This window comes from Janthinobacterium sp. SUN128, assembly GCF_030587275.1.
In the GTDB taxonomy this organism is placed as follows: domain Bacteria; phylum Pseudomonadota; class Gammaproteobacteria; order Burkholderiales; family Burkholderiaceae_D; genus Janthinobacterium; species Janthinobacterium lividum.
The window spans coordinates 1,425,638-1,443,974 of the sequence record NZ_JAPWHY010000001.1; the positions used below are offsets into that span (position 1 = coordinate 1,425,638).

Here is an 18,337-nt window from a genome sequence, read left to right on the forward strand (position 1 = left end):
CCAAGGCAGAAACTGGGGTCAGACCCTTAGGGGCTGACCCCGGCTCTTTGTCTGTGGGTTGGACCATGCGGTCAGCGGAGGCAAGGCATGCTTCCAGCGCTTGCATTCCAGGCCCGCGCCCTCAGCTGGATGGAAGTGGTAGCGTGTAGCGCTGCCGCACCAACACCCACCAGGAGAACCGCCATGAGTTTCGATTCCTTTCTGTCCAAACTGAAGACCAAAGCCAGCGAACTGAAGACCGAAGCCCTGAAGTACAAGAACAAGGATTTCCTGAATGCCGCGATGGCGGGATCGGCCCTGATCGCCATGGCGGACGGCAGCGTCAGTGCGGAAGAGAAGCAGAAGATGGTGAAGTTTATTGAAAGCAATGACGCGCTGTCCGTGTTTACCACCACGGACGTGATCAAGGCTTTCCAGGAATATGTCGGCCAGTTGGAGTTCGACAAGGATATCGGCGAAGCCAAGGCGTATCAGGCGCTGGGCAAGATGAAGTCGAATGTGGAGGCGTCGCGCCTGCTGGTGCGCATGATTATCGCCGTCGCTTCGTCGGACGGCAATTTCGACGCCAACGAGCAGCGCGTGGCCAGCAAGATCGCGCGCGAGCTGGGCTTGAATCCTGCGGAGTTCGAGCTGCAGTAACCGCCAGCCCAGCCGGCCAGCCGGCCCCGGCTGGGGCTGGCTAGTTTAATTCTTGTCCCACCACGGCGGCGCGTCCTCCGACCTCGGGCATGCCGTCTTCAATGGACTTATCTTGTAGCGGATCTCGATCACCTGCCCTTGGTGAAACGGACCGCGTATCCAGTCGCCGGAATTAAAGAGGTAGGACTTGCCATTGATGCAGCGTTCGGTCGGCAGGTCGCCGATGGGGCCGGTCGAACGCAGGGTGACGCGCACTTCGCCAGTTGCATCGAGCGGCGCGTCGGCGCTTGCATACAGTATGTCTATGCCGACATCGCAGACACTGGTGCTGCCTATCTTGCTGCAGTACTTGATATACGTTTGCTGGCGCGCCGTGACCATGTGAGTTTCATGCCGCATCGGCTTGCCATCGTCAAAGGTAAAGCGCAGGATGACTTGCGTGGGCTCGCTGGCAGGATGGCGCGTGGTGGTGGTGCAGGCGGCGCTGACGAGGGCCAGCAAGGGCCAGGCCAGCAGGCGCAGGCCGCGGCGCAGCAGCGCCGGGATCGGGTTGTTGCCGGATGGATGCTGCATGTAGCGTTGCCATTTGTCTCATGAACGGGGGCCGATCATAGCATGCGCCGGCAACGGTTCCGCTAGCACGCGCCGCGATTCAATTCCTGCAGCACTTTCTTGCACAGCATCCCATAACCGACCCCCGTGCCCCGCTTGTGTGCGGCCAGGTCGTAGCCGGCGCTGATGTCGTCCCATGCCACGCTGCCGGGCAGGGGGTGCAAGTCGTCGTCCAGGTCCATCTCGAAATGAATGAAGTGGCCATCGGCGCTCAGCAGCTTGCCGTACACGGCGGGCATGCCTGGGCAAGCCAGTTGCAGGTCGAGCATGAGGGCCGTGCCCAGCGCCACGCCATGGCTGGCCGCGCACTGGCGCAAGGCGTCGGGCAAGGGACGCGCGCGCCACCAGGCCGCCGTCTGCTTGATGGCGGCCTGGGTCAGCGCGTTTTGCTGCTGGACAGAATACTGTTTGCTCATGGCTGCCACCCATGCGGCACGCGGCTTGCCGCCCTAACGCGATGCCAGGCCCATGCTTTTTACATGGGCTGGCACGATCTCGCCGCTGGCCAGTTTTTCGGCCGGTACCCGCATCAGCACTTCGCCGCCCACGCTGCCGTCGTCGCGCAAGTCGATGCGCATGGCCAGTTGCTGGTCGAGCGCCACGAAGCTGTCGCTGCCGGTGGCGATGATGCGGTGTTCTTCCTGGTCATCGATGCGCGCATACATCATGGCGCCGATGCTGCCCGCGTTGCGCAGGTAGAGCACTTGTCCGTTCGACAGCTCATAGCCGCCGCGGAACGGGGCAAAACTTTCCGCACTCATGAAATGTCTGTGTGCCGGTAATTCGATCGTGTGCAGGCGTCCGCCGGGAACGACGACGGTCTGGCTGTCGGGCAGCGTTTGCGCATTTGCCAGCAGGGCGCAGACGCCCAAGGTGCCGGCCAAGATCCATGTTTTCATTTTTTTACCCATCCTTGAACTGTGGTGCCGTCCGCTGCCGGCGCGGCGATGTTGATGCGGGTGACAGGGAAACCGAACCGGCTGGTCCGCAAGCGCTGCTGTCACACTGGCAAGGCGCGGACTACCGGTGTTGCCAGTGTAGGCAGGCAAGATGCACCGCGCATCATCCGATCGGATGACACGGCCTCATGCATCGAGCACGGCCAGGTGCGCCGTGGCGCCGTGGATCAGGGCGATCAGCTCGCCCTGGCGCCGCGTATCCGTCTTCAAATAGGTGTGGTGCAGATGCGTCTTGACGGTGTTGACGCTGATGCCGCCCTGCGCGGCGATTTCCTCGATGGTGGCCCCTTGCGCCAGCGCCTTGCCCACTTGCGCCTCGGCTTGCGTCAAGTCAAACAGCTGGCGCAAGGCAGGGACGGACGTGCTTGCTTTGGTGGGATCGCGCGCGATCAGCAGCGCGCATGGCGGCTGGCAATCGGCAAGCGGGGTGACGGTCAGGGCCAGGGGCGCTTGCTGCTTGCGTGTCAGGCGCAGCGACTGGCATTGCGCCGCGCCGCCGGCGCTGGCGATCACCAGGCGCACGGCGCGCATCAGAGCGGGCGGGGCAGCGTGTTCCAGCTGCGCCGCATGCAGGGCGTGGCCGGCGGGGGTGGCGAAACGCAGTCCGAGGTTGGCGTCGAGCACCAGCACGACGGCACCCATGGCGTCGAGCGCTGCCAGCGCACAGTGGCTGGCCAGTTGCGCTTCGCGCAAGCGCTGCTGCAGGCACAGGGCGCGCTGCAGATGCGGCAAGAGCTCCTGCCATTGCTGGCCGCTGAGGCCGGCACTGTCGAGCTGCGGCCAGTCGCCGATGCCGCAGGCCGAGTCGTACATGGCGCCGATCAGTTTGCCCACATTCATTGTCGTGCTCATGCTTGCCCCCAATCCTGATTACATCAGTGTGCCGCGGGCGTGCAGGTGCGGAACTGGGTAAGGGCAGTGTGGTACAGCGATTGGCCCCACCTTTGTAAGGAAGGGCTGGACGCTGCCATCTGGCCTGGGCATCTTTCAAGATAGTATAAATATGGCATCGCTGCAATGCGGTGCTGCAGCGGATTGGGGATGTCCGCTACGCACTTTCGGCAACCAGGCGTTCCAGGAGCAGGCGGGATTTTGCATCCGTGGCGCGAACAGCATGCAGCTGCGGGAGCAGCTCGGATTGTCCAAATTTTTTAATCAGCCTGCAATAATCTTCCGTTTCTCGCGGACAGAATGCGAGTCCCAGCAACTCACAGGTTTTCGCCACCAAGCCACGTCGTTGTATCTCGGACAGGAGGTTGACACCTTGCTTTAATGCTCTGGCGAAATCACTCTTGATGATCTTCCCGAAGGGCATGTTAGGGTCTTTTGTCAGTATCAGGAAGGCGATGCGCACGGCGGTAGTGTTACCGTTACGGATTGCCAGCGCCACCTGTTTGCACACCTGCGACAAACGCAGCCCCGGGTGCGCGATTGGCGGCCCAGATGCGAACTGGTCCAGTTTTTGTCCAAGGAATTCTTCAAGTTTTTCCAGGTTTGCGACAGGTATCATCAAGTTTGCTCATTGCAACGGCAGGTCAAGGGCCGCCGGCACTGCCGTGGCCTTGCGTCGTATCACAACCGTACCAGCGATCTTGTCATGCCATCCCTGCTTGCGCGGGTCAATAGCTATCCAAAAGAATCCCAGGTAAAGCGGTAGCGCTGACAGGTAAGCACTGAGACAGCGTTTGATACACTGGCCGGCAGAAGGTTTGTTGCCCGTCCGCGCATCGACAATGATCGCGCCGATGGCCATCTTGCCAGGCGTTGTAGACAGGGTGATCCACAGCGCCAATTGAATCAGTGGCGGCAGTACACATGAAATCATGAAGTGGGCAGGCCCACGGAAAAAGGAGTCGGTCAAAAAGTAGCTTTGGCCATATATGGCCATCAACATCGGTACTATGATAATCAGCATGAGTATGGTGTCGATCAACGTCGCGCCAACGCGTGGCCAGAAGCCTACATAGTCCATTTCAGAATTCTGTTGCATTATTTTTTTCCAAAACGTCAGTCAATGAGTGGCCGCTGGTGGCGGGTCAGAATGGCGCAGTGTACGATCTTGTTGCTTTCATTGCAAGTTAGAGGTTTTGTCAGCTGTTCTATTGGCGAGGGCAAGGAAAATTGCACGAGGCGTGAGAGGCAGGGACGAAAAGCCCCTGAAAATGGTCGCTTTGATACCGCATGGCGAAATCCGACGCAATCGGACGCATGGAAAACATATCCATAGGGTAAGCTTCGGGGCTAAGCTATTTCGCAACTCTATCAAAATTACATGACCTCCATAATGATCCCCGACGTCGCCCTGGTCGACAATACCGAACAACGCACGCCGCTGGTGCTCGTGCTGGACTGCTCCGGCAGCATGGATGGCGAACCCGTTTCGCTGCTGAACGAAGGCCTGGCCTTGCTGGAACAGGAACTCAAGTCCGACGTGATCGCCGCCAAGCGCGTGCGCATCCTCGTGATTCAATATGGCGCCCACGATGAAGCCGTCGTGGCCAGCAACTGGTGCGATGCCATGGATTTCACGGCGCCGCGTCTGGAAGCGAACGGCACGACGCCGACTGGCGCGGCTGTCGAACTGGCCCTGGCCGAGATCGAGCAGGAAAAGCAGCGTTTCCGCGCAGCAGGCGTGGCGTATACGCGGCCGTGGCTGTTTTTGATGTCCGATGGCGAGCCGACGGACCGCTGGCAGCACGGCGCCGAACAGGCGCGCGCGGCCGAGCAGGCCAATAAAGTGGCGATCTTCCCCATCGCCGTGGGCGACCACGCAAACATCGATACCCTGGGCGAATTCTCCAGCCGCGGCGAGCGGGGCGTGAAGCAGTTGAAAGGCTTGCAGTTCCGCGAACTGTTCCTGTGGCTGAGCGCCAGCATGCAGGTGGTGTCGCAATCGCGTCCCGGCGCGCAGGCGCAACTGGCCTCGACGGACGGCTGGTCCGTCGTGAGTACGTGAAAGCCCGCTGATCCATGACGATAGTAAACAAGCATTGGCGCGTGTTCGGCGCCTCCGTCACGGGCAAGGCGCACCTGGATAAAGATATTCCTTGCCAGGATGCGCACGCACATGCCGTCGTGGACGATGTTTTGGTCGCCATCGTCTGCGATGGCGCCGGATCGGCCCGCCTCAGCGAGCAGGGCGCGCAGTTTGTTGCCGCGCACACCGTGCAGGCGCTGGCCGGGCGGCTGGAGCAGGGCGCCACCGTGCAGGATTTGGCGGACGGCGCGCTGGCCGGCACCCTGGCGCAGATCCGCGCCGCGCTGGACGACATCGCCCGCGCCGCCAACGCCACCCTCGACGACTACGCTTCCACCGTGGTGGGCGTGGTGATGGGCAGCGACAACGGTTTCTTTTTCCACCTGGGCGACGGCCTGGGCGTGGCGCAGCTGAACGATGGCGGCGAACTGATCTCGCTGCCCGCCAACGGCGAATACGCGAACGAAACCTATTTCATCAGCGGCGAGCGCTGGCGTGAACAACTGCGCCTGCTGCCGATTCCCCAGTCCGTGCGCGGCATCGTGCTGATGTCCGACGGCTGCATGCCCTTTGCCATGAGCAAGAACAATGGGGCCCTGTACGCGCCATTCATGGATGCCGTGCAAGCTTATCTGCGCACGGTCGACAGCGTGGAGCTGGGCAATGCGGCGCTGGCGTCCACCCTGGCCGACCCGCGCACGCACCAGATCACGGGCGACGACAAGACCTTGCTGCTGGCCTTGCGCGCATGAGCAAGAAGCAAGGTGTGACACCGGGCCTGAGCCCGGGTGGAAAAATCTGGCTGGATAAAGTCCGCAGCCTGGTCTTGGGCAAACTCGTCAAGAGCGGCGGCGCAGGCAGCGTGTATCTGTTGCCCGGCGCGCCCGCGCAGGTCGCCAAGCTCTACCATCCGCACCTGGACCGGGCCGCCAACCGGCGCAAGCTCGAAGCGATGCTGGAACTGTCGCCCGAGCTGCCTGATCAACTGGAAAACGGCAAACGCTACGTCCAGATCGCCTGGCCACAGGCGGCCGTGTTCGACGGCCAGGGCGGCTTCGCCGGTTTCGTCATGCCTTTGCTGGACATGGCGCAGACGGCCGAGCTGGAACAGATCATGCAGGAGCGGCAAGCGCGCGCGGCAGGATTGCCCACGGGACTCGGTCCCAAGCTGACCCTGGCCGCTAACCTGGCCGCCGTCATCGATGCGCTGCACCAGCAGCAGCATTACGTGGTCGATCTGAAACCCGTGAACCTGCGCTTTTACCGCGATTCGCTGTACATCGCCATGCTCGACTGCGACGGCTTCAGCATCCAGGGCCATGCGGAGCGTTTTCCTGCCGAGCAATTCACGGCCGACTACCTTGCGCCGGAATTCCAGCGCAAGGGCATGCCGGCGGGAACGGAAATGGCGCAAGACCGCTTCGCGCTGGCCGTCGTCATCTTCCAGTTGCTCAACTTTGGCATCCACCCGTACAGCGGGCGGCCCGGCAATGCGCAAGTGGCGACCGACATTCCCGGGCGCATCCGCGACGGCTGCTATGCGTACGGCATAAAACGCCACAAGCAACTTGCGCCGAACGCCACCAGCGGCCACGCGCTGATGCCGCCCGAATTGCGCGCCATGTTCGACCGCGCGTTTTCCCCATCGCCCAAACCGCAGCGGCCATCGGCGGCCGATTGGGCGCAGTTGCTGCGCGGCTATGCGCAGCGCAGCGGCGGCAAGCTCGTCGTGTGTGCCGTGAATCCCGAACACCAGCATTTTGCGGGCCAGGGTTGCGCTGCGTGCGCGCGCGACAAGGTCATCGCTGCGGCCGCGCAAGCATCCGTGCAGGCGCAGCAGATGCAGGTGCAACAGCCGCCGCAGCAGCGCAGCACGCGCGGCGCGCACCATACGGCGCCGGGGCAGGCGCCCGTGCGGCTGCCTGCGGGTGCCGCGCAGGCCAATGCGGGTGGCATTTCCGGCAAGGGCTGGGCCGTGGTGGTGCTGCTGATCGTGCTGTTCCTGATCGGCTTTACGGCCTGGACCTCGTCGCCAGACGAAGTCAAGGACAAGGCCAGCCTGCAGGCGCAAGCGGACCAGGCGGCTGGCCTGGAAGTATTCAGCTGGCGCCAGCGCAAGGCGGCCGGCTTCCAGCAGTCCGATGCGCGCAAGGCCGTGTACAGCCTGTCGCAAGCGATGACCAAGGGCGACGATGACGCCGTCACGCGCGGCTTGCAGCTGCTGTACCGGGCCGGCGAGGACAAGTCGTCGCGCTACGAGGGCGACAAGGTGCGCGCGCGCCTGCGTACCACCTTGATGGAAGGCCTGGGCGCGATGCCTGGCTACGCCCCCGAATTGGCGAAGACCTATCTTGACCAGTTGCAAGCCGACCCGCGCGACCACCTGGCAGCGGCGGCCATGGGCCGCATGCACCTGAGCCTGAACGAACCGCAGGCGGCGCGCCAGTACTTCGAACAAGCCGTGTGGGGCCGTCCCACCGATGGCGTGGCCTGGCTCGGCATCGCGGCCACGGCCCTGCTGCGTGGCGGCGATGAGCAGGATGCCGTCAACCTGGTGGCGCTGGCGCAGCTGACGTCTTACCGTTACGCGGTAGAAAACGCCATGCCGACGGAACCGGGCGAGCCGTCCGACAATGGTGTCGCCGCCACGGCAAAACGCATGGACCGGGCCGCCAAGGTGCTGCGCCTGGCCCAGGGAGGGGCCTACCAGAAGCGCTGGGACAAGGCGCTGGCCGATGGCGCGCTGCTGGCGGCAAAACTCAAGGCCTTGCCGCCCTTGCCGGACCAGCCTGCGGGCGTGCTGCGCGAGACGATGACGACGGTTGATTACGGCGTGCTCGACAAGCAGAATGCGACGGGCGAAAACCGCTTGACCCTGTCGATTGCCGCCGACGGCACCCTGACGCATGCGGTGGCGGAAATGCCGATGGAACCCCAGTTGAACAAGGTCATGCAGGACAGCGTGAAGCGCTGGACCTATTTGCCGGCCGTCAAGCATGGCCAGTTGCGGGATGCCAAGGCGGAGGTGCTGGTGCGCTACCGCAATGGCCGGGTCAGCTTTGTGCCGGCCGAGCCGCGTGTCTCGCCAGACGATTAAAGGAATGACATGAAAATCAAGACCCTCTGCGCGCTGCTTGGCGCTTCCTTGCTGTGGCCCGCGCTGTCGCAGGCGGAAATCGTGCAGCGCCAGGTGCTGACAGCCATCGCCGCCGAGCAGGACAGCGAAGGCGGCGATGTGTTCACGATCGCCGGCACGACGGCCTGCGGCGGCAAGCAGATACGCATGGATGCCCGCTCGGTGAACCTGGACGAGGCGCCGTACGAGGCGCTGAAAGTCCAGCTTGCTGAACGCATGCGCGCCAGGACGCCCATGCTCGTCACCCTGAAAAAATGCCCGGAGGATGCGAGCGTGCCCATCGTGCGCCAGATCGCCGCCTGCACGCCGGCCGCCTGCGCCGATGGCCGGGCGCGGCTGTACCTGCATGAACGTTTCTACCCCATCGAGCAGGAAAACGCACCGAATGTGCTGCTGTTGCCCTTGCCGAAAGGCAAGCTGCCGGGCACGTGGAAGGTGGAAATTGTCAGCGTGGCGGGGCACAAGCTGCGCCTGTCGGGCCAGGTCAACCGCGCCGACTATGCGCAGGGCGAGCTGGTGGGCGGCTATGTCTCGTATTACCCCGACGGCAAGATCGAGAAACAGGTGGCGCAGGATGGGCAGGGCCGGCAGGATGGCGTTACCAGCCTGTACCGTGCGGATGGCAGCCTGGAATCGCGTGGCAACTGGCGTCATGGCTTGCCGGAAGGCACGCACCAGCAATATCACGCCACGGGCCAGCTGCGCGAGGCCAGCGTGTACCGCGATGGCAAGCGCGTTGACGGTCCCGTGCAGACGTTTGACGAAAATGGCAAGCTGAGCACCAGTTATGTGCTGCGCGATGGACGCATGGAAGGCGAACTGCTCTCGTATTTTCCCGATGGAAAATTGTCGAACCGCACGCAAGTGAGCAAGGGCAAGTTCAATGGCAGCACCACGGATTACTATCCTGATGGCAGCATACACAGCAACATGACGCAGCGCAACGATCTACCGGTCGGGGAAGCGCTGGAGTTTTATCCGGATGGCAAGGTGCAAACCCGCCAGCAGTATGGCGATGACGGTGGATTGCTGAGCATCCAGCGCTACAGCCCTCAAGGCGTGCTGGTACTGGAAAGACGTTGGGATGCGAAGTTGCGCGAGCAAGGCACGTCGCGCTCGTGGTACGAGAACGGCAAGCCCGAGCAAGCCATCCAGTACGTGAACGACCGTCGCGACGGCTGGAGCCGCAGCTGGCACGAGGATGGCAGCTTGAAGAGCGAATGCCGGTATGTGGCTGGCAAGGCCCAGGGCGCATGCGGTGACGCGCCACCAGCGCCGGAATTGCAGCGCAAGGAGCAGGCATGGCGCGCACTGTGAAGCATCTGTTTGGCGCCATGCTGCTGTTGCCGGCGCTGGCCCACGCCGAGATCGTGCAGCGCCAGGTGATCACGGCGATCACGGCCGCGCCTGGCAGCGGCGATATCCTGACCGTGGACGAGGACACGGGCTGCGGCGGACGGCAGCTGCGCATGGATGCGGCGTCAGTCGGACTGAACGAGGAGCAGTATGGCGTCATGAAGGCCGAGCTGGCCAACATGATACGCGACAAGAACCCCTTGCTCGTGCGCCTGCGCGCCTGCCCGGCGCCCGGCCGGACTGGGGCCGAGGCCGAGGCCATTCCCCTCATCCATATGCTGCGCGGCTGCGATGCGCACTGTGCCGATGGCAAGGCGCGGCTCTACCTGAACCACAACCTGTCGCGCGGCGAAGTGATGGAAGAGGCGCGCTATGCGCTGGTCCTGCCGCTGCCACCCGGCAAGACACCGGGCACCTGGCAAGTCGAGATCTATCATGTGCGCGAAGGCGAGCCGAAGCGGCTGATTGGCCAGGTCAACGATCCCGATTATCTGCGTGGCAAGCTGGTGGGCAACTACAGCATGTATTACCCGCATGGACAAGTCGAGATGCAGGTGGCGCGCGATGGACGCAGCTTGCGGGAGGGGGTGCAGACCCTGTATTACCCGGACGGCAAGGTTTCCATGCGCAACACGTGGCGCAATGGCGTGCAGGAGGGTGAGGAACAGGCTTATCACCAGAATGGCAAGCTCCTCGAGTCGCGCACCTACCGCAACGGCGCCCGCGCCGATGGTGTGGTGGAAACGTTCGACAAGGACGGCAAGCTGCGCACGCGCACGACCCAGGTCAAGGGCCGGACGGATGGCGAGCTGCTGCTGTTCTATCCGGATGGCACCGTGGAAAGCCGCAGCCGGCATGACAACGGCATCATGACGGGGCCCAGCACCCGCTACTTCCCGGATGGCAAGGTGCAGCGCACCGCCAACTACGTTGACGGCAAGCCAGTCGGCGAGAGCGTCGAATACTATCCGGACGGTAAAGTCGCCATCAAGCGCACGCACAGCGGCCACTTTGTCTTGCGCAGCACACAGCGTTTCAGCCGGACGGGCGTATTGATCGTGCACAAACTGTGGAACGAGGGCGGCCGCGAGGAGGGCGCGCTGCGTTCCTGGTATGCGAATGGCAAGCCGAGGCAGCTGATCGAGTACGTGGATGGCGAACGCCAGGGCTGGACGCGGCACTGGCGCGAAGATGGCAGTGTGGAAAGCGAGTGCCGCTATGTGGCGGACGAGCCGCAGGGGGCGTGTACGGGGGCGTCCGCGAAGTTTTCCTATACGGAAGATGGCATCGAATTTGAGATGCCGAAGCAGTGAGGAGCGTAATCTAGCCCAAAGGCAAGGTCTGGGGTCAGTCCCTGCGTGATCGGAATGTGCCCCATTGGAGCACATTCCCCCGCCGGGTCTGACCCCGGCCCTTTGCCTGTGGGTTCAGTAATGCTATCGGCTCACGGCTAGGGCTGAGGCACAGCATTACCTATGCGGCGGCGTCAGCACGCTGGCGATCGCCTTCGGCAACGTTTCCGGATAATCGCGGCTGAAGTGCAGGCCGCGGCTTTCGCGGCGGGACAGGGCGCTGTTGACGATCATCGAGGCCACGTCGACGAGGTTGCGCAGTTCCAGCAAATCGTGGGTGATGCGGAAGTTGCGGTAGTACTCGTCGATCTCTTCCTTCAAGAGCGCGATGCGGTGCTGGGCCCGTTCCAGGCGCTTGGTCGTGCGTACGATGCCCACGTAATTCCACATGAAGCGGCGCAGCTCGTCCCAGTTGTGGGAAATCACCACTTCCTCATCCGCATCCGTGACGCGGCTTTCATCCCAGTCGGGCAGGTATGGCGTGCCCAGCTTTTCCTTGCTTTCGATGTCTTGCGCGCAGGCGCGGCCGATGACGATGCATTCCAGCAAGGAATTCGACGCCAGGCGGTTCGCCCCATGCAGGCCCGTGCAGGCTGTCTCGCCGACCGCATACAGGCCCGGCAAGTCGGCCCGGCCCGCCAGATCCGTCACGACGCCGCCGCACGTATAGTGGGCGGCGGGCACGATGGGGATAGGCTGCTTGGTGATGTCGATGCCCAGTTCCAGGCAGCGCGCGTAGATGGTGGGGAAGTGTTCGATGAGGAATTCGGCCGGCTTGTGGCTGATGTCCAGGTGCACGTAATCGAGGCCGCGTTTCTTGATCTCGAAGTCGATGGCGCGCGCCACCACGTCGCGCGGCGCCAGTTCGGCCCGTTCGTCGTGGGCCAGCATGAAGCGTTGGCCGGCCGCAGCGCCCGCTTCCGGCGGCAGTTTCAGCAAGCCGCCTTCGCCACGGATGGCTTCGGTGATCAAAAACGATTTCGCATACGGGTGGTACAAGCACGTGGGGTGGAACTGGATGAATTCCATGTTCGACACGCGGCAGCCGGCGCGCCAGGCCATGGCGATGCCGTCGCCGCTGGCCGTGTCGGGATTCGTTGTATATAAATACACCTTGCCGGCGCCGCCCGTGGCCAGCACGGTGTGCTCGGCGGCAAACGTCAGCACTTTACCCGTTTGCTCATCCTGCACGTACAGGCCGTGGCAATGGGGCTGGGCATTGCGCTGCGTGGGCTTCATGCCCAGCTTGTCGGAGGTGATCAGGTCGATCGCGCAATGGTGTTCGAACAGCGTAATGTTCGGGTGGGCGCGCACCTTTTCTTCCAGCGTTACTTGCACGGCATGCCCGGTGGCGTCGGCCGCGTGGATGATGCGGCGCTGGCTGTGTCCGCCTTCGCGGGTCAGGTGGAAACCCAGCTCGGCCGTAGCGTCGCGCGTAAACGGCACGCCTTGCTCGATCAGCCATTCGATGGCTTCGCGGCCGTGCTCGACGATGTAGCGCGTGGCGCTCTCGTCGCACAGGCCGCCGCCAGCGATCAGGGTGTCTTCGATGTGCTGCTGGTGGCTGTCGCCCGAGTCCAGCACGGCCGCGATCCCGCCTTGCGCCCAGTTGCTGGCGCCATCGAGCAGCGCGCGTTTGGAAATGATCGCGACGGTGCGCGTCTCAGCTAAATGCAGTGCAACCGATAAACCCGCCAGGCCACTGCCGACAATCGCTACATCAAATTTCATGACATTTATCTTTTTTCAGGGGAAGCATACTATAGTCCATTTCACATCAATCGGTAATGTGTTGAGATAAATTCTGCCAGTGAAAGATAGCTGGGGCCGTAGCTTGTGGCGTATCAATGTCTTCGTGGAACAGTTCGCCATGATGGCAAGACCGGTGGCAAGCCGCCCTGTGCGCGGCGTGCCGCCATTGCCGCAGGAGGCCCCATGATCCGCATCTTCAGCCATTATGTCTCGAAAACAGCGTTTATCTTGCTGTTGCTGGAAATCATGATCCTGCTGCTGTCGGCCACCCTGACGTCACTGCTGTGGCTGGCGGATGGCAGCCGCGTGCTGCGGGTGAGCGAGGTTTACCTGTCTTCCTCGATCTTTGCCCTGGTCATCGTTTTCAGCATGAGTGCGCTGGGCATGTACCAGCACCGCTCGCGCGAAGATATCCGCAACACCTTATTGCGCATCCTGCCGTCGTTCGCCTTGGGTTTTGCCGTGCTGAGCGTGCTGATCCGTTTTATTCCTTCCTTGCATTTCGGACGCGGCAGCGTGCTGATCTTCGGCCTGGGCGCCATCGGCGTGCTGCTGGCGCGCCTGGTGGTGTTCAAATCCTCGCAATCGGCGCTGATGGAAGGCCGGCTGATCCTGGTGGGCGGCGGGGCGGTGGCGCGCGAATGCATGGAGCTGGCGGCGAGCAAGATCGGTTTCCACCAGTTTACGGTGGTCGGCTGCATCGATGTGGCGGGCGAGCGCTGCTGCGTGCCGGCCTCGGCCTTGCTGCCGGCCGAACCGTCGCTGCTGGCCATGGCCCAGCGCCATGCCGCGCATGAGATCGTCGTATCCGTCAGCGACCGGCGCAATGGCGCGTTTCCTGCCAAGCAACTGCTGGAATGCGCGCTGGGCGGCGTCAAGGTGATCGACGCGGCCACGTTTTTCGAGCGCGAAGCGTGCCAGATCCGCATCGATTCCCTGCAACCGAGCTATCTGATCTATGGCGGCGGCTTCGACCAGAGCTTTTTCCGCGCCGCCTCGAAGCGCCTGTTCGACCTGGCCGCCAGCGGCGTCATCTGCCTGGCCGCGCTGCCCGTGATGCTGGCGACGGCCCTGTGCATCCGCCTGGAAGATGGCGGCCCCGTGTTTTACCAGCAAGAGCGGGTAGGGCGCGACGGCTTGCCATTCAACGTGCTGAAATTTCGCAGCATGCGCTGCGACGCGGAGCGCGATGGCAAGCCCATCTGGGCGCTGGACAACGATGCGCGCATCACGCGTGTGGGCAAGCTGATCCGCAAGCTGCGAATCGACGAGCTGCCGCAAATGCTCAATGTGTTTCGCGGCGAGATGAGTTTCGTGGGCCCGCGCCCAGAGCGCGCCTATTTTGTCGAGCAACTGAAGGAGCAGGTGCCGTACTACAACATTCGTCACAGCATCAAGCCGGGCATCACGGGCCTGGCGCAGGTGCGCTATCAATATGGCGCTTCCGTCGACGATGCGGTGAACAAACTGCAATACGATTTGTATTATGTGAAGAACAATAGCCTGTTCCTCGACTTGCTGATCCTGCTCGACACGGTGCAGGTAGTGCTGTTTGGCAAGGGCAGCCGATGATACGGGCGCAGTCGGACTGGCTGGCGGCGGCCGACGCGGCGGCCCTCAGCCATGGCCTGGCGTCGCTGGCTTTCTTCGTGCTGGCGCTGCTGCTCATCAGCAACTGGCGCGCGCGCCAAAACGTGCGCGCCTTGCTGGTCGCTTGCCTGGCGACGGGCGGCTGGGCCACGGGCGCGGTGGTGCTGGTGCTGCTGGGACAGCGCACCGCCTTGGCCGGCGACGCGCTGGAACTGCTGCGCACCCTGGCCTGGCTGGTATTTTTGCTGCTGCTGATCGAACCGTCGCGGCCCCGCCTGCGCCTCGTGCTGGCCGGCATCGCCCTCACGGCGCTGGCGCCCTGGCTGTTCTCCCTGGCCTCATCCTGGCTGGCATTGCCATTGCCTGCGCGCATCATTGCCAGTGTCTGCCGTTTGCTGCTGGCCGTGCTGGGCATGTTGCTGGTGGAACAGTGGTACCGCAACACGCCACCGTTGAAACGCTGGGGCATCAAGTTTGCCTGCCTGGGCGTAGGCGGGCTGTTCGCCTACGATTTCTATCTTTACAGCGACGCCTTGCTGTTTCGCACGGTCAACGATGATATCTGGGCGGCGCGCGGCATCGTCGACGCCCTGTGTGCGCCGCTGCTGGCCGTCTCTGCCGCGCGCAATCCGGGCTGGGCATTGGGCCTGTCCGTCTCGCGCCAGATGCTGTACCGCTCGGCTGCCTTGCTGGGCTCGGCCATCTACCTGCTGGCCATGGCGGCCAGCGCCTATTACTTGCGCTATTTCGGCGGCACCTGGGGTTCCCTGATGCAGATGGCTTACCTGGGCGGCGCGGCCCTGCTGCTGGCGGGCGTATTGTTTTCCGGCAGCCTGCGCGCCAAGCTCAAGGTGACGATCAATAAACATTTTTACAATGCCATCTTCGATTACCGCGAGGAATGGCTGCGATTTACGCGCGCGCTGTCCGAGGATGGCCCGGCGCTGGGCGAACGCACGATACAGGCCATGGCGCAGCTGGTGGAAAGCCGCGCCGGCGCGCTGTGGATCTTGCGCGAACAGGGGCAATTTGCCCCGGCCGCCAGCTGGAACTGGCCGCCGGGCACGTGGAGCGAGCCGGCGTCCGGTCCCCTGTGCCAGTTTCTGGAGGCAAGACTCTGGGTGATCGACGTGCCCGATTGCCAGCAAAATCCGCACCAGTACGGCGGCTTGCGCTTGCCGCCCGCGCTGCTGACGCTGCCCGACGTGTGGCTGCTGGTGCCCCTGATGCTGCATGGCCAGCTGTTCGCCTTTGTCGCACTGGCGCGGCCCCGCACGCGCATCGGCTTGAACTGGGAAATCCGCGACGTGCTGAAAATTGCCGGCAGCCAGGCCGCCAGCTACCTGGCGCACCGCGAGTCGCTCGATACCCTGACGGTGGCGCGCCAGTTCGACTCGTTCAACCGCATGTCCACTTTCATCGTGCACGATCTCAAGAATTTGGTGTTCCAGTTGTCGCTGCTGTTGAGCAATGCGGAAAAGCACCGCGCCAATCCCGCCTTCCAGGAAGACATGCTGGGCACCCTCGACCATTCCGTGCAGAAAATGAAGACCTTGCTGCAAAAACTGGCGCGCGGCGAGGCGCCGGAAGCACCGGCGCCGCTGCAGCTCGACGGCTTGCTGCGCCAGGCCGTGGCGGCCAAGGCCAGCCTGGCGCCGGCGCCCCGGCTGGAAATCGTCGATGGCGAACTGACGGTGCTGGCCAACCGCGCGCGGCTGGAACGGGTGCTGGGCCACTTGATCCAGAACGCCATCGAGGCCACGGCCAGCGATGGCAAGGTGGCCGTGCGGCTGCGGCGCGTAGAGCACACGGCCGTTGTCGAGCTCGACGATACGGGGCAGGGCATGAGCGAGCAATTCATCCGCGAGCGCCTGTTCAAACCGTTCGACACGACCAAGACGGCAGGCATGGGCATCGGCGTGTTCGAAAGCCGCGAATACCTGCGCGAAGTGGGCGGCAGCCTGGAAGTGCGCAGCGAGCCGCAGGTGGGCACGACGTTTCGCGTGATCCTGCCGCTGCATGCGGCATAGCAAAGGAGTGGGGTGCCATGGGCAAGCAAAAACTGCTGGTCATCGAAGACGATCCCGGCCTGCAAAAGCAGTTGCACTGGAGTTTTGACGGCTACGATGTCTTGCTGGCGGGCGAGCGCGAGGCGGCGCTGGCGCTGGTGCGGCGCCACCAGCCGGCCGTCGTGACGATGGACCTGGGCTTGCCGCCCGATCCGGACGGTGCCACGGAAGGCCTCGCCACCTTGCAGCAAATCCTTGCGCTGGCGCCGGACACGAAAGTCATCATCCTGTCGGGCAATCAGGAGCGCGCGCATGCCTTGAAAGCCATCGCGCTGGGCGCCTACGATTTTCACCAGAAACCGTTCGAGGCCGACATGCTGGGCCTGGTCATTGCCCGCGCGTTTTATCTGCACGCGATGCAGCAGGAAAACCGCCGCATGCTGCAGACGCAGGCGGATTCTCCGCTGGCCGGCATCGTCAGCCGCGACCCGGGCATGCTGAAACTGTGCCGCAGCGTGGAAAAAGTGGCGCCCTCGTCGGCCAGCGTGATGCTGCTGGGCGACTCGGGCAGCGGCAAGGAACTGATTGCGCGGGGCTTGCATGCGCTGTCGAGCCGCCATGCGCAACGTTTCGTGGCCATCAATTGCGCGGCCATCCCGGAAAACTTGCTGGAAAGCGAGCTGTTCGGTTATGAGCGGGGCGCGTTTACGGGCGCGGCCCGGCAAACCCTGGGCAAGATCGAACTGGCCCATGGCGGCACCTTCTTTCTCGACGAAATCGGCGACATGCCGATGGCGCTGCAGGCGAAATTGCTGCGCTTCTTGCAGGAAAGAGTGATCGAAAGGGTGGGCGGCCGTGCCGAGATCGCCATCGACGTGCGCATCGTCTGTGCCACGCACCAGGATCTGAAAGTGCTGGCGGAACAGGGGCGTTTCCGCGAAGACCTGTTTTACCGGCTCAGCGAAATCGTCTTGCGCATCCCGCCGCTGCGCGAGCGGGCCGGCGATTGCACCTTGCTGGCGCAGCATTTCAAGAACAAGTTCTGCGCCAGCGAAGGCCGCAGCAACCTGCATTTCAGCGCCGGCGCGCTGCAGCTGATCGAAAGCTACGGCTGGCCCGGCAATGTGCGCGAAGTGGAAAACTGCATCAAGCGGGCCGTCATCATGAGCGACGGGCCGCAGATCGCGGCCGACGACCTGGGCTTGCCCGCCAGCGCCCAGGCCGCTCCCGCCGACGAATCCATCAATCTGCGTCAGGCCCGCGAAGCGGCCGAGTACAAGGTCATGGTGCGCGCGCTGGCCCGCGCCGACGGCAATATCGCCAAGGCGGCCGAACTGCTGGGCGTGAGCCGGCCCACCCTGTATGACTTGATGGGCCATCACGGCATCAAGTAGCTGCGGGATACTGATATGGATTAAATATCAAGATTGTGTATGGCGTCGCACATACGCTGGCGCCGTCACGGCGCATCCTAGCCTCATCAACAACAAGGAGGGGTTATGAACGCGATCAATTTATTGATGAAGGACCACAAGGCCGTCAAGGCCCTGTTTGCGCAGTATGAGAACCTGAGCGACCGCTCCTTTGCCACCAAGAAAAAACTGGCCGACCAGATCTGCCAGGAATTGACCGTGCACACGCAGCTGGAAGAAGAAATCTTCTACCCGGCCGTGCGCCGCCCGATCCATGACGGCGACCTGATGGATGAAGCCGTCGTCGAGCACGCGAGCGCCAAGGAGCTCATCGCGCAGATTACCGCGATGGACCCCGCCGACGACCTGTACGACGCCAAGGTCAAGGTGCTGTCCGAGCAGATCGAGCACCACGTCAAGGAAGAAGAGGGCGACATGTTTCCCAAAGTGCGCCATACGGCCGTCGACCTCGACGCGCTGGGCAAGGAAATGGCCGCGCGCAAGGAACAGCTGACGGGCGTCGCCGCCTGAGCGGCTTAAAAA

At 63.2% G+C, this 18,337-nt stretch carries 17 protein-coding genes; 10 read left to right on the top strand and 7 right to left on the bottom strand.

Going from position 1 to position 18,337, the window contains the following annotated elements:
* The first annotated feature begins 183 nt into the window (after positions 1–183).
* Entirely contained in the window at positions 184–639 is a 456-nt protein-coding gene (locus tag O3297_RS06420; RefSeq protein WP_151095083.1) for a tellurite resistance TerB family protein, read from the top strand.
* A 45-nt stretch (positions 640–684) separates the two neighbouring features.
* On the opposite strand, the gene O3297_RS06425 is transcribed toward O3297_RS06420, so the two are convergent.
* The 6 genes from O3297_RS06425 to O3297_RS06450 all read right to left on the bottom strand — a co-directional run bounded on the left by O3297_RS06425 (position 685) and on the right by O3297_RS06450 (position 4,200).
* The gene (locus O3297_RS06425) at positions 685–1,212 is read right to left on the bottom strand and encodes a hypothetical protein (protein ID WP_305048095.1); all 528 of its coding nucleotides are present in this window, start codon (positions 1,210–1,212) and stop codon (positions 685–687) included.
* A 62-nt stretch (positions 1,213–1,274) separates the two neighbouring features.
* On the bottom strand, positions 1,275–1,667 hold the full coding sequence (locus tag O3297_RS06430; protein ID WP_305048096.1) for a hypothetical protein: 393 nt from the start codon (positions 1,665–1,667) through the stop codon (positions 1,275–1,277).
* Positions 1,668–1,700: 33 nt separating this feature from the next.
* Positions 1,701–2,150, bottom strand: a complete 450-nt coding sequence (locus tag O3297_RS06435) for a hypothetical protein (protein ID WP_151095089.1) — start codon at positions 2,148–2,150, stop codon at positions 1,701–1,703.
* Between the two features lie 186 nt (positions 2,151–2,336).
* Complete coding sequence (locus O3297_RS06440; RefSeq protein ID WP_305048097.1) at positions 2,337–3,062, bottom strand: helix-turn-helix transcriptional regulator; 726 nt, start codon at positions 3,060–3,062, stop codon at positions 2,337–2,339.
* Between the two features lie 196 nt (positions 3,063–3,258).
* Positions 3,259–3,723 (bottom strand): hypothetical protein, encoded by a 465-nt coding sequence (locus O3297_RS06445; protein ID WP_305048098.1) that lies wholly within the window; start codon positions 3,721–3,723, stop codon positions 3,259–3,261.
* 6 nt (positions 3,724–3,729) lie between these two features.
* The gene (locus O3297_RS06450) at positions 3,730–4,200 is read right to left on the bottom strand and encodes an RDD family protein (RefSeq protein ID WP_305048099.1); all 471 of its coding nucleotides are present in this window, start codon (positions 4,198–4,200) and stop codon (positions 3,730–3,732) included.
* A 282-nt stretch (positions 4,201–4,482) separates the two neighbouring features.
* On the opposite strand from O3297_RS06450, the gene O3297_RS06455 reads away from it, so the two are divergent.
* From O3297_RS06455 to O3297_RS06475, 5 genes are read left to right on the top strand one after another with little or no spacing between them, the layout of a single operon-like run.
* On the top strand, positions 4,483–5,166 hold the full coding sequence (locus tag O3297_RS06455) for a VWA domain-containing protein (protein WP_034787343.1): 684 nt from the start codon (positions 4,483–4,485) through the stop codon (positions 5,164–5,166).
* 14 nt (positions 5,167–5,180) lie between these two features.
* Positions 5,181–5,939 (top strand): PP2C family serine/threonine-protein phosphatase, encoded by a 759-nt coding sequence (locus O3297_RS06460; protein ID WP_305048100.1) that lies wholly within the window; start codon positions 5,181–5,183, stop codon positions 5,937–5,939.
* Positions 5,936–8,284 carry a hypothetical protein gene (locus tag O3297_RS06465; protein ID WP_305048101.1) on the top strand — a complete coding sequence of 783 codons (2,349 nt, stop codon included), beginning with the start codon at positions 5,936–5,938 and terminating at the stop codon, positions 8,282–8,284. The genes O3297_RS06460 and O3297_RS06465 overlap by 4 nt, the downstream gene beginning before the upstream one ends.
* A 9-nt stretch (positions 8,285–8,293) precedes the next feature.
* Positions 8,294–9,640, top strand: coding sequence for a toxin-antitoxin system YwqK family antitoxin (locus tag O3297_RS06470; RefSeq protein WP_305048102.1), 1,347 nt, complete (start codon positions 8,294–8,296; stop codon positions 9,638–9,640).
* Positions 9,625–10,992: a toxin-antitoxin system YwqK family antitoxin gene (locus O3297_RS06475; protein WP_305048103.1), complete on the top strand. Its 1,368-nt coding sequence runs from the start codon at positions 9,625–9,627 to the stop codon at positions 10,990–10,992. Before O3297_RS06470 ends, O3297_RS06475 begins: the two co-directional genes overlap by 16 nt.
* 156 nt (positions 10,993–11,148) lie before the next feature.
* Here the strand turns inward: O3297_RS06475 and nadB are convergent, their stop codons facing one another.
* Positions 11,149–12,762 carry an L-aspartate oxidase gene (gene nadB / locus O3297_RS06480; protein WP_070279521.1) on the bottom strand — a complete coding sequence of 538 codons (1,614 nt, stop codon included), beginning with the start codon at positions 12,760–12,762 and terminating at the stop codon, positions 11,149–11,151.
* 204 nt (positions 12,763–12,966) lie between these two features.
* Between nadB and O3297_RS06485 the strand changes: the two genes are divergently transcribed.
* From O3297_RS06485 to O3297_RS06500, 4 genes are all read left to right on the top strand, one after another.
* Entirely contained in the window at positions 12,967–14,355 is a 1,389-nt protein-coding gene (locus O3297_RS06485) for a TIGR03013 family XrtA/PEP-CTERM system glycosyltransferase (protein ID WP_305048104.1), read from the top strand.
* Positions 14,352–16,403: an XrtA/PEP-CTERM system histidine kinase PrsK gene (gene prsK, locus O3297_RS06490; protein WP_305048105.1), complete on the top strand. Its 2,052-nt coding sequence runs from the start codon at positions 14,352–14,354 to the stop codon at positions 16,401–16,403. The genes O3297_RS06485 and prsK overlap by 4 nt, the downstream gene beginning before the upstream one ends.
* A 17-nt stretch (positions 16,404–16,420) precedes the next feature.
* On the top strand, positions 16,421–17,776 hold the full coding sequence (prsR, locus tag O3297_RS06495) for a PEP-CTERM-box response regulator transcription factor (protein ID WP_305048106.1): 1,356 nt from the start codon (positions 16,421–16,423) through the stop codon (positions 17,774–17,776).
* Positions 17,777–17,881: 105 nt separating this feature from the next.
* Positions 17,882–18,325: a hemerythrin domain-containing protein gene (locus tag O3297_RS06500; RefSeq protein ID WP_034787351.1), complete on the top strand. Its 444-nt coding sequence runs from the start codon at positions 17,882–17,884 to the stop codon at positions 18,323–18,325.
* Positions 18,326–18,337: the final 12 nt, after the last annotated feature.

Bases quoted from the DNA above. Each gene is read 5' to 3' on its own strand.
- O3297_RS06450 (WP_305048099.1), bottom strand. From the start codon at position 4,200: ATGCAACAGAATTCTGAAATGGACTATGTAGGCTTCTGGCCACGCGTT.
- O3297_RS06455 (WP_034787343.1), top strand. From the start codon at position 4,483: ATGACCTCCATAATGATCCCCGACGTCGCCCTGGTCGACAATACCGAA.
- O3297_RS06420 (WP_151095083.1), top strand. From the start codon at position 184: ATGAGTTTCGATTCCTTTCTGTCCAAACTGAAGACCAAAGCCAGCGAA.
- O3297_RS06500 (WP_034787351.1), top strand. From the start codon at position 17,882: ATGAACGCGATCAATTTATTGATGAAGGACCACAAGGCCGTCAAGGCC.
- nadB (WP_070279521.1), bottom strand. From the start codon at position 12,762: ATGAAATTTGATGTAGCGATTGTCGGCAGTGGCCTGGCGGGTTTATCG.
- O3297_RS06425 (WP_305048095.1), bottom strand. From the start codon at position 1,212: ATGCAGCATCCATCCGGCAACAACCCGATCCCGGCGCTGCTGCGCCGC.
- prsR (WP_305048106.1), top strand. From the start codon at position 16,421: ATGGGCAAGCAAAAACTGCTGGTCATCGAAGACGATCCCGGCCTGCAA.
- O3297_RS06430 (WP_305048096.1), bottom strand. From the start codon at position 1,667: ATGAGCAAACAGTATTCTGTCCAGCAGCAAAACGCGCTGACCCAGGCC.
- O3297_RS06475 (WP_305048103.1), top strand. From the start codon at position 9,625: ATGGCGCGCACTGTGAAGCATCTGTTTGGCGCCATGCTGCTGTTGCCG.
- O3297_RS06440 (WP_305048097.1), bottom strand. From the start codon at position 3,062: ATGAGCACGACAATGAATGTGGGCAAACTGATCGGCGCCATGTACGAC.
- O3297_RS06470 (WP_305048102.1), top strand. From the start codon at position 8,294: ATGAAAATCAAGACCCTCTGCGCGCTGCTTGGCGCTTCCTTGCTGTGG.
- prsK (WP_305048105.1), top strand. From the start codon at position 14,352: ATGATACGGGCGCAGTCGGACTGGCTGGCGGCGGCCGACGCGGCGGCC.
- O3297_RS06465 (WP_305048101.1), top strand. From the start codon at position 5,936: ATGAGCAAGAAGCAAGGTGTGACACCGGGCCTGAGCCCGGGTGGAAAA.
- O3297_RS06460 (WP_305048100.1), top strand. From the start codon at position 5,181: ATGACGATAGTAAACAAGCATTGGCGCGTGTTCGGCGCCTCCGTCACG.
- O3297_RS06435 (WP_151095089.1), bottom strand. From the start codon at position 2,150: ATGAAAACATGGATCTTGGCCGGCACCTTGGGCGTCTGCGCCCTGCTG.
- O3297_RS06485 (WP_305048104.1), top strand. From the start codon at position 12,967: ATGATCCGCATCTTCAGCCATTATGTCTCGAAAACAGCGTTTATCTTG.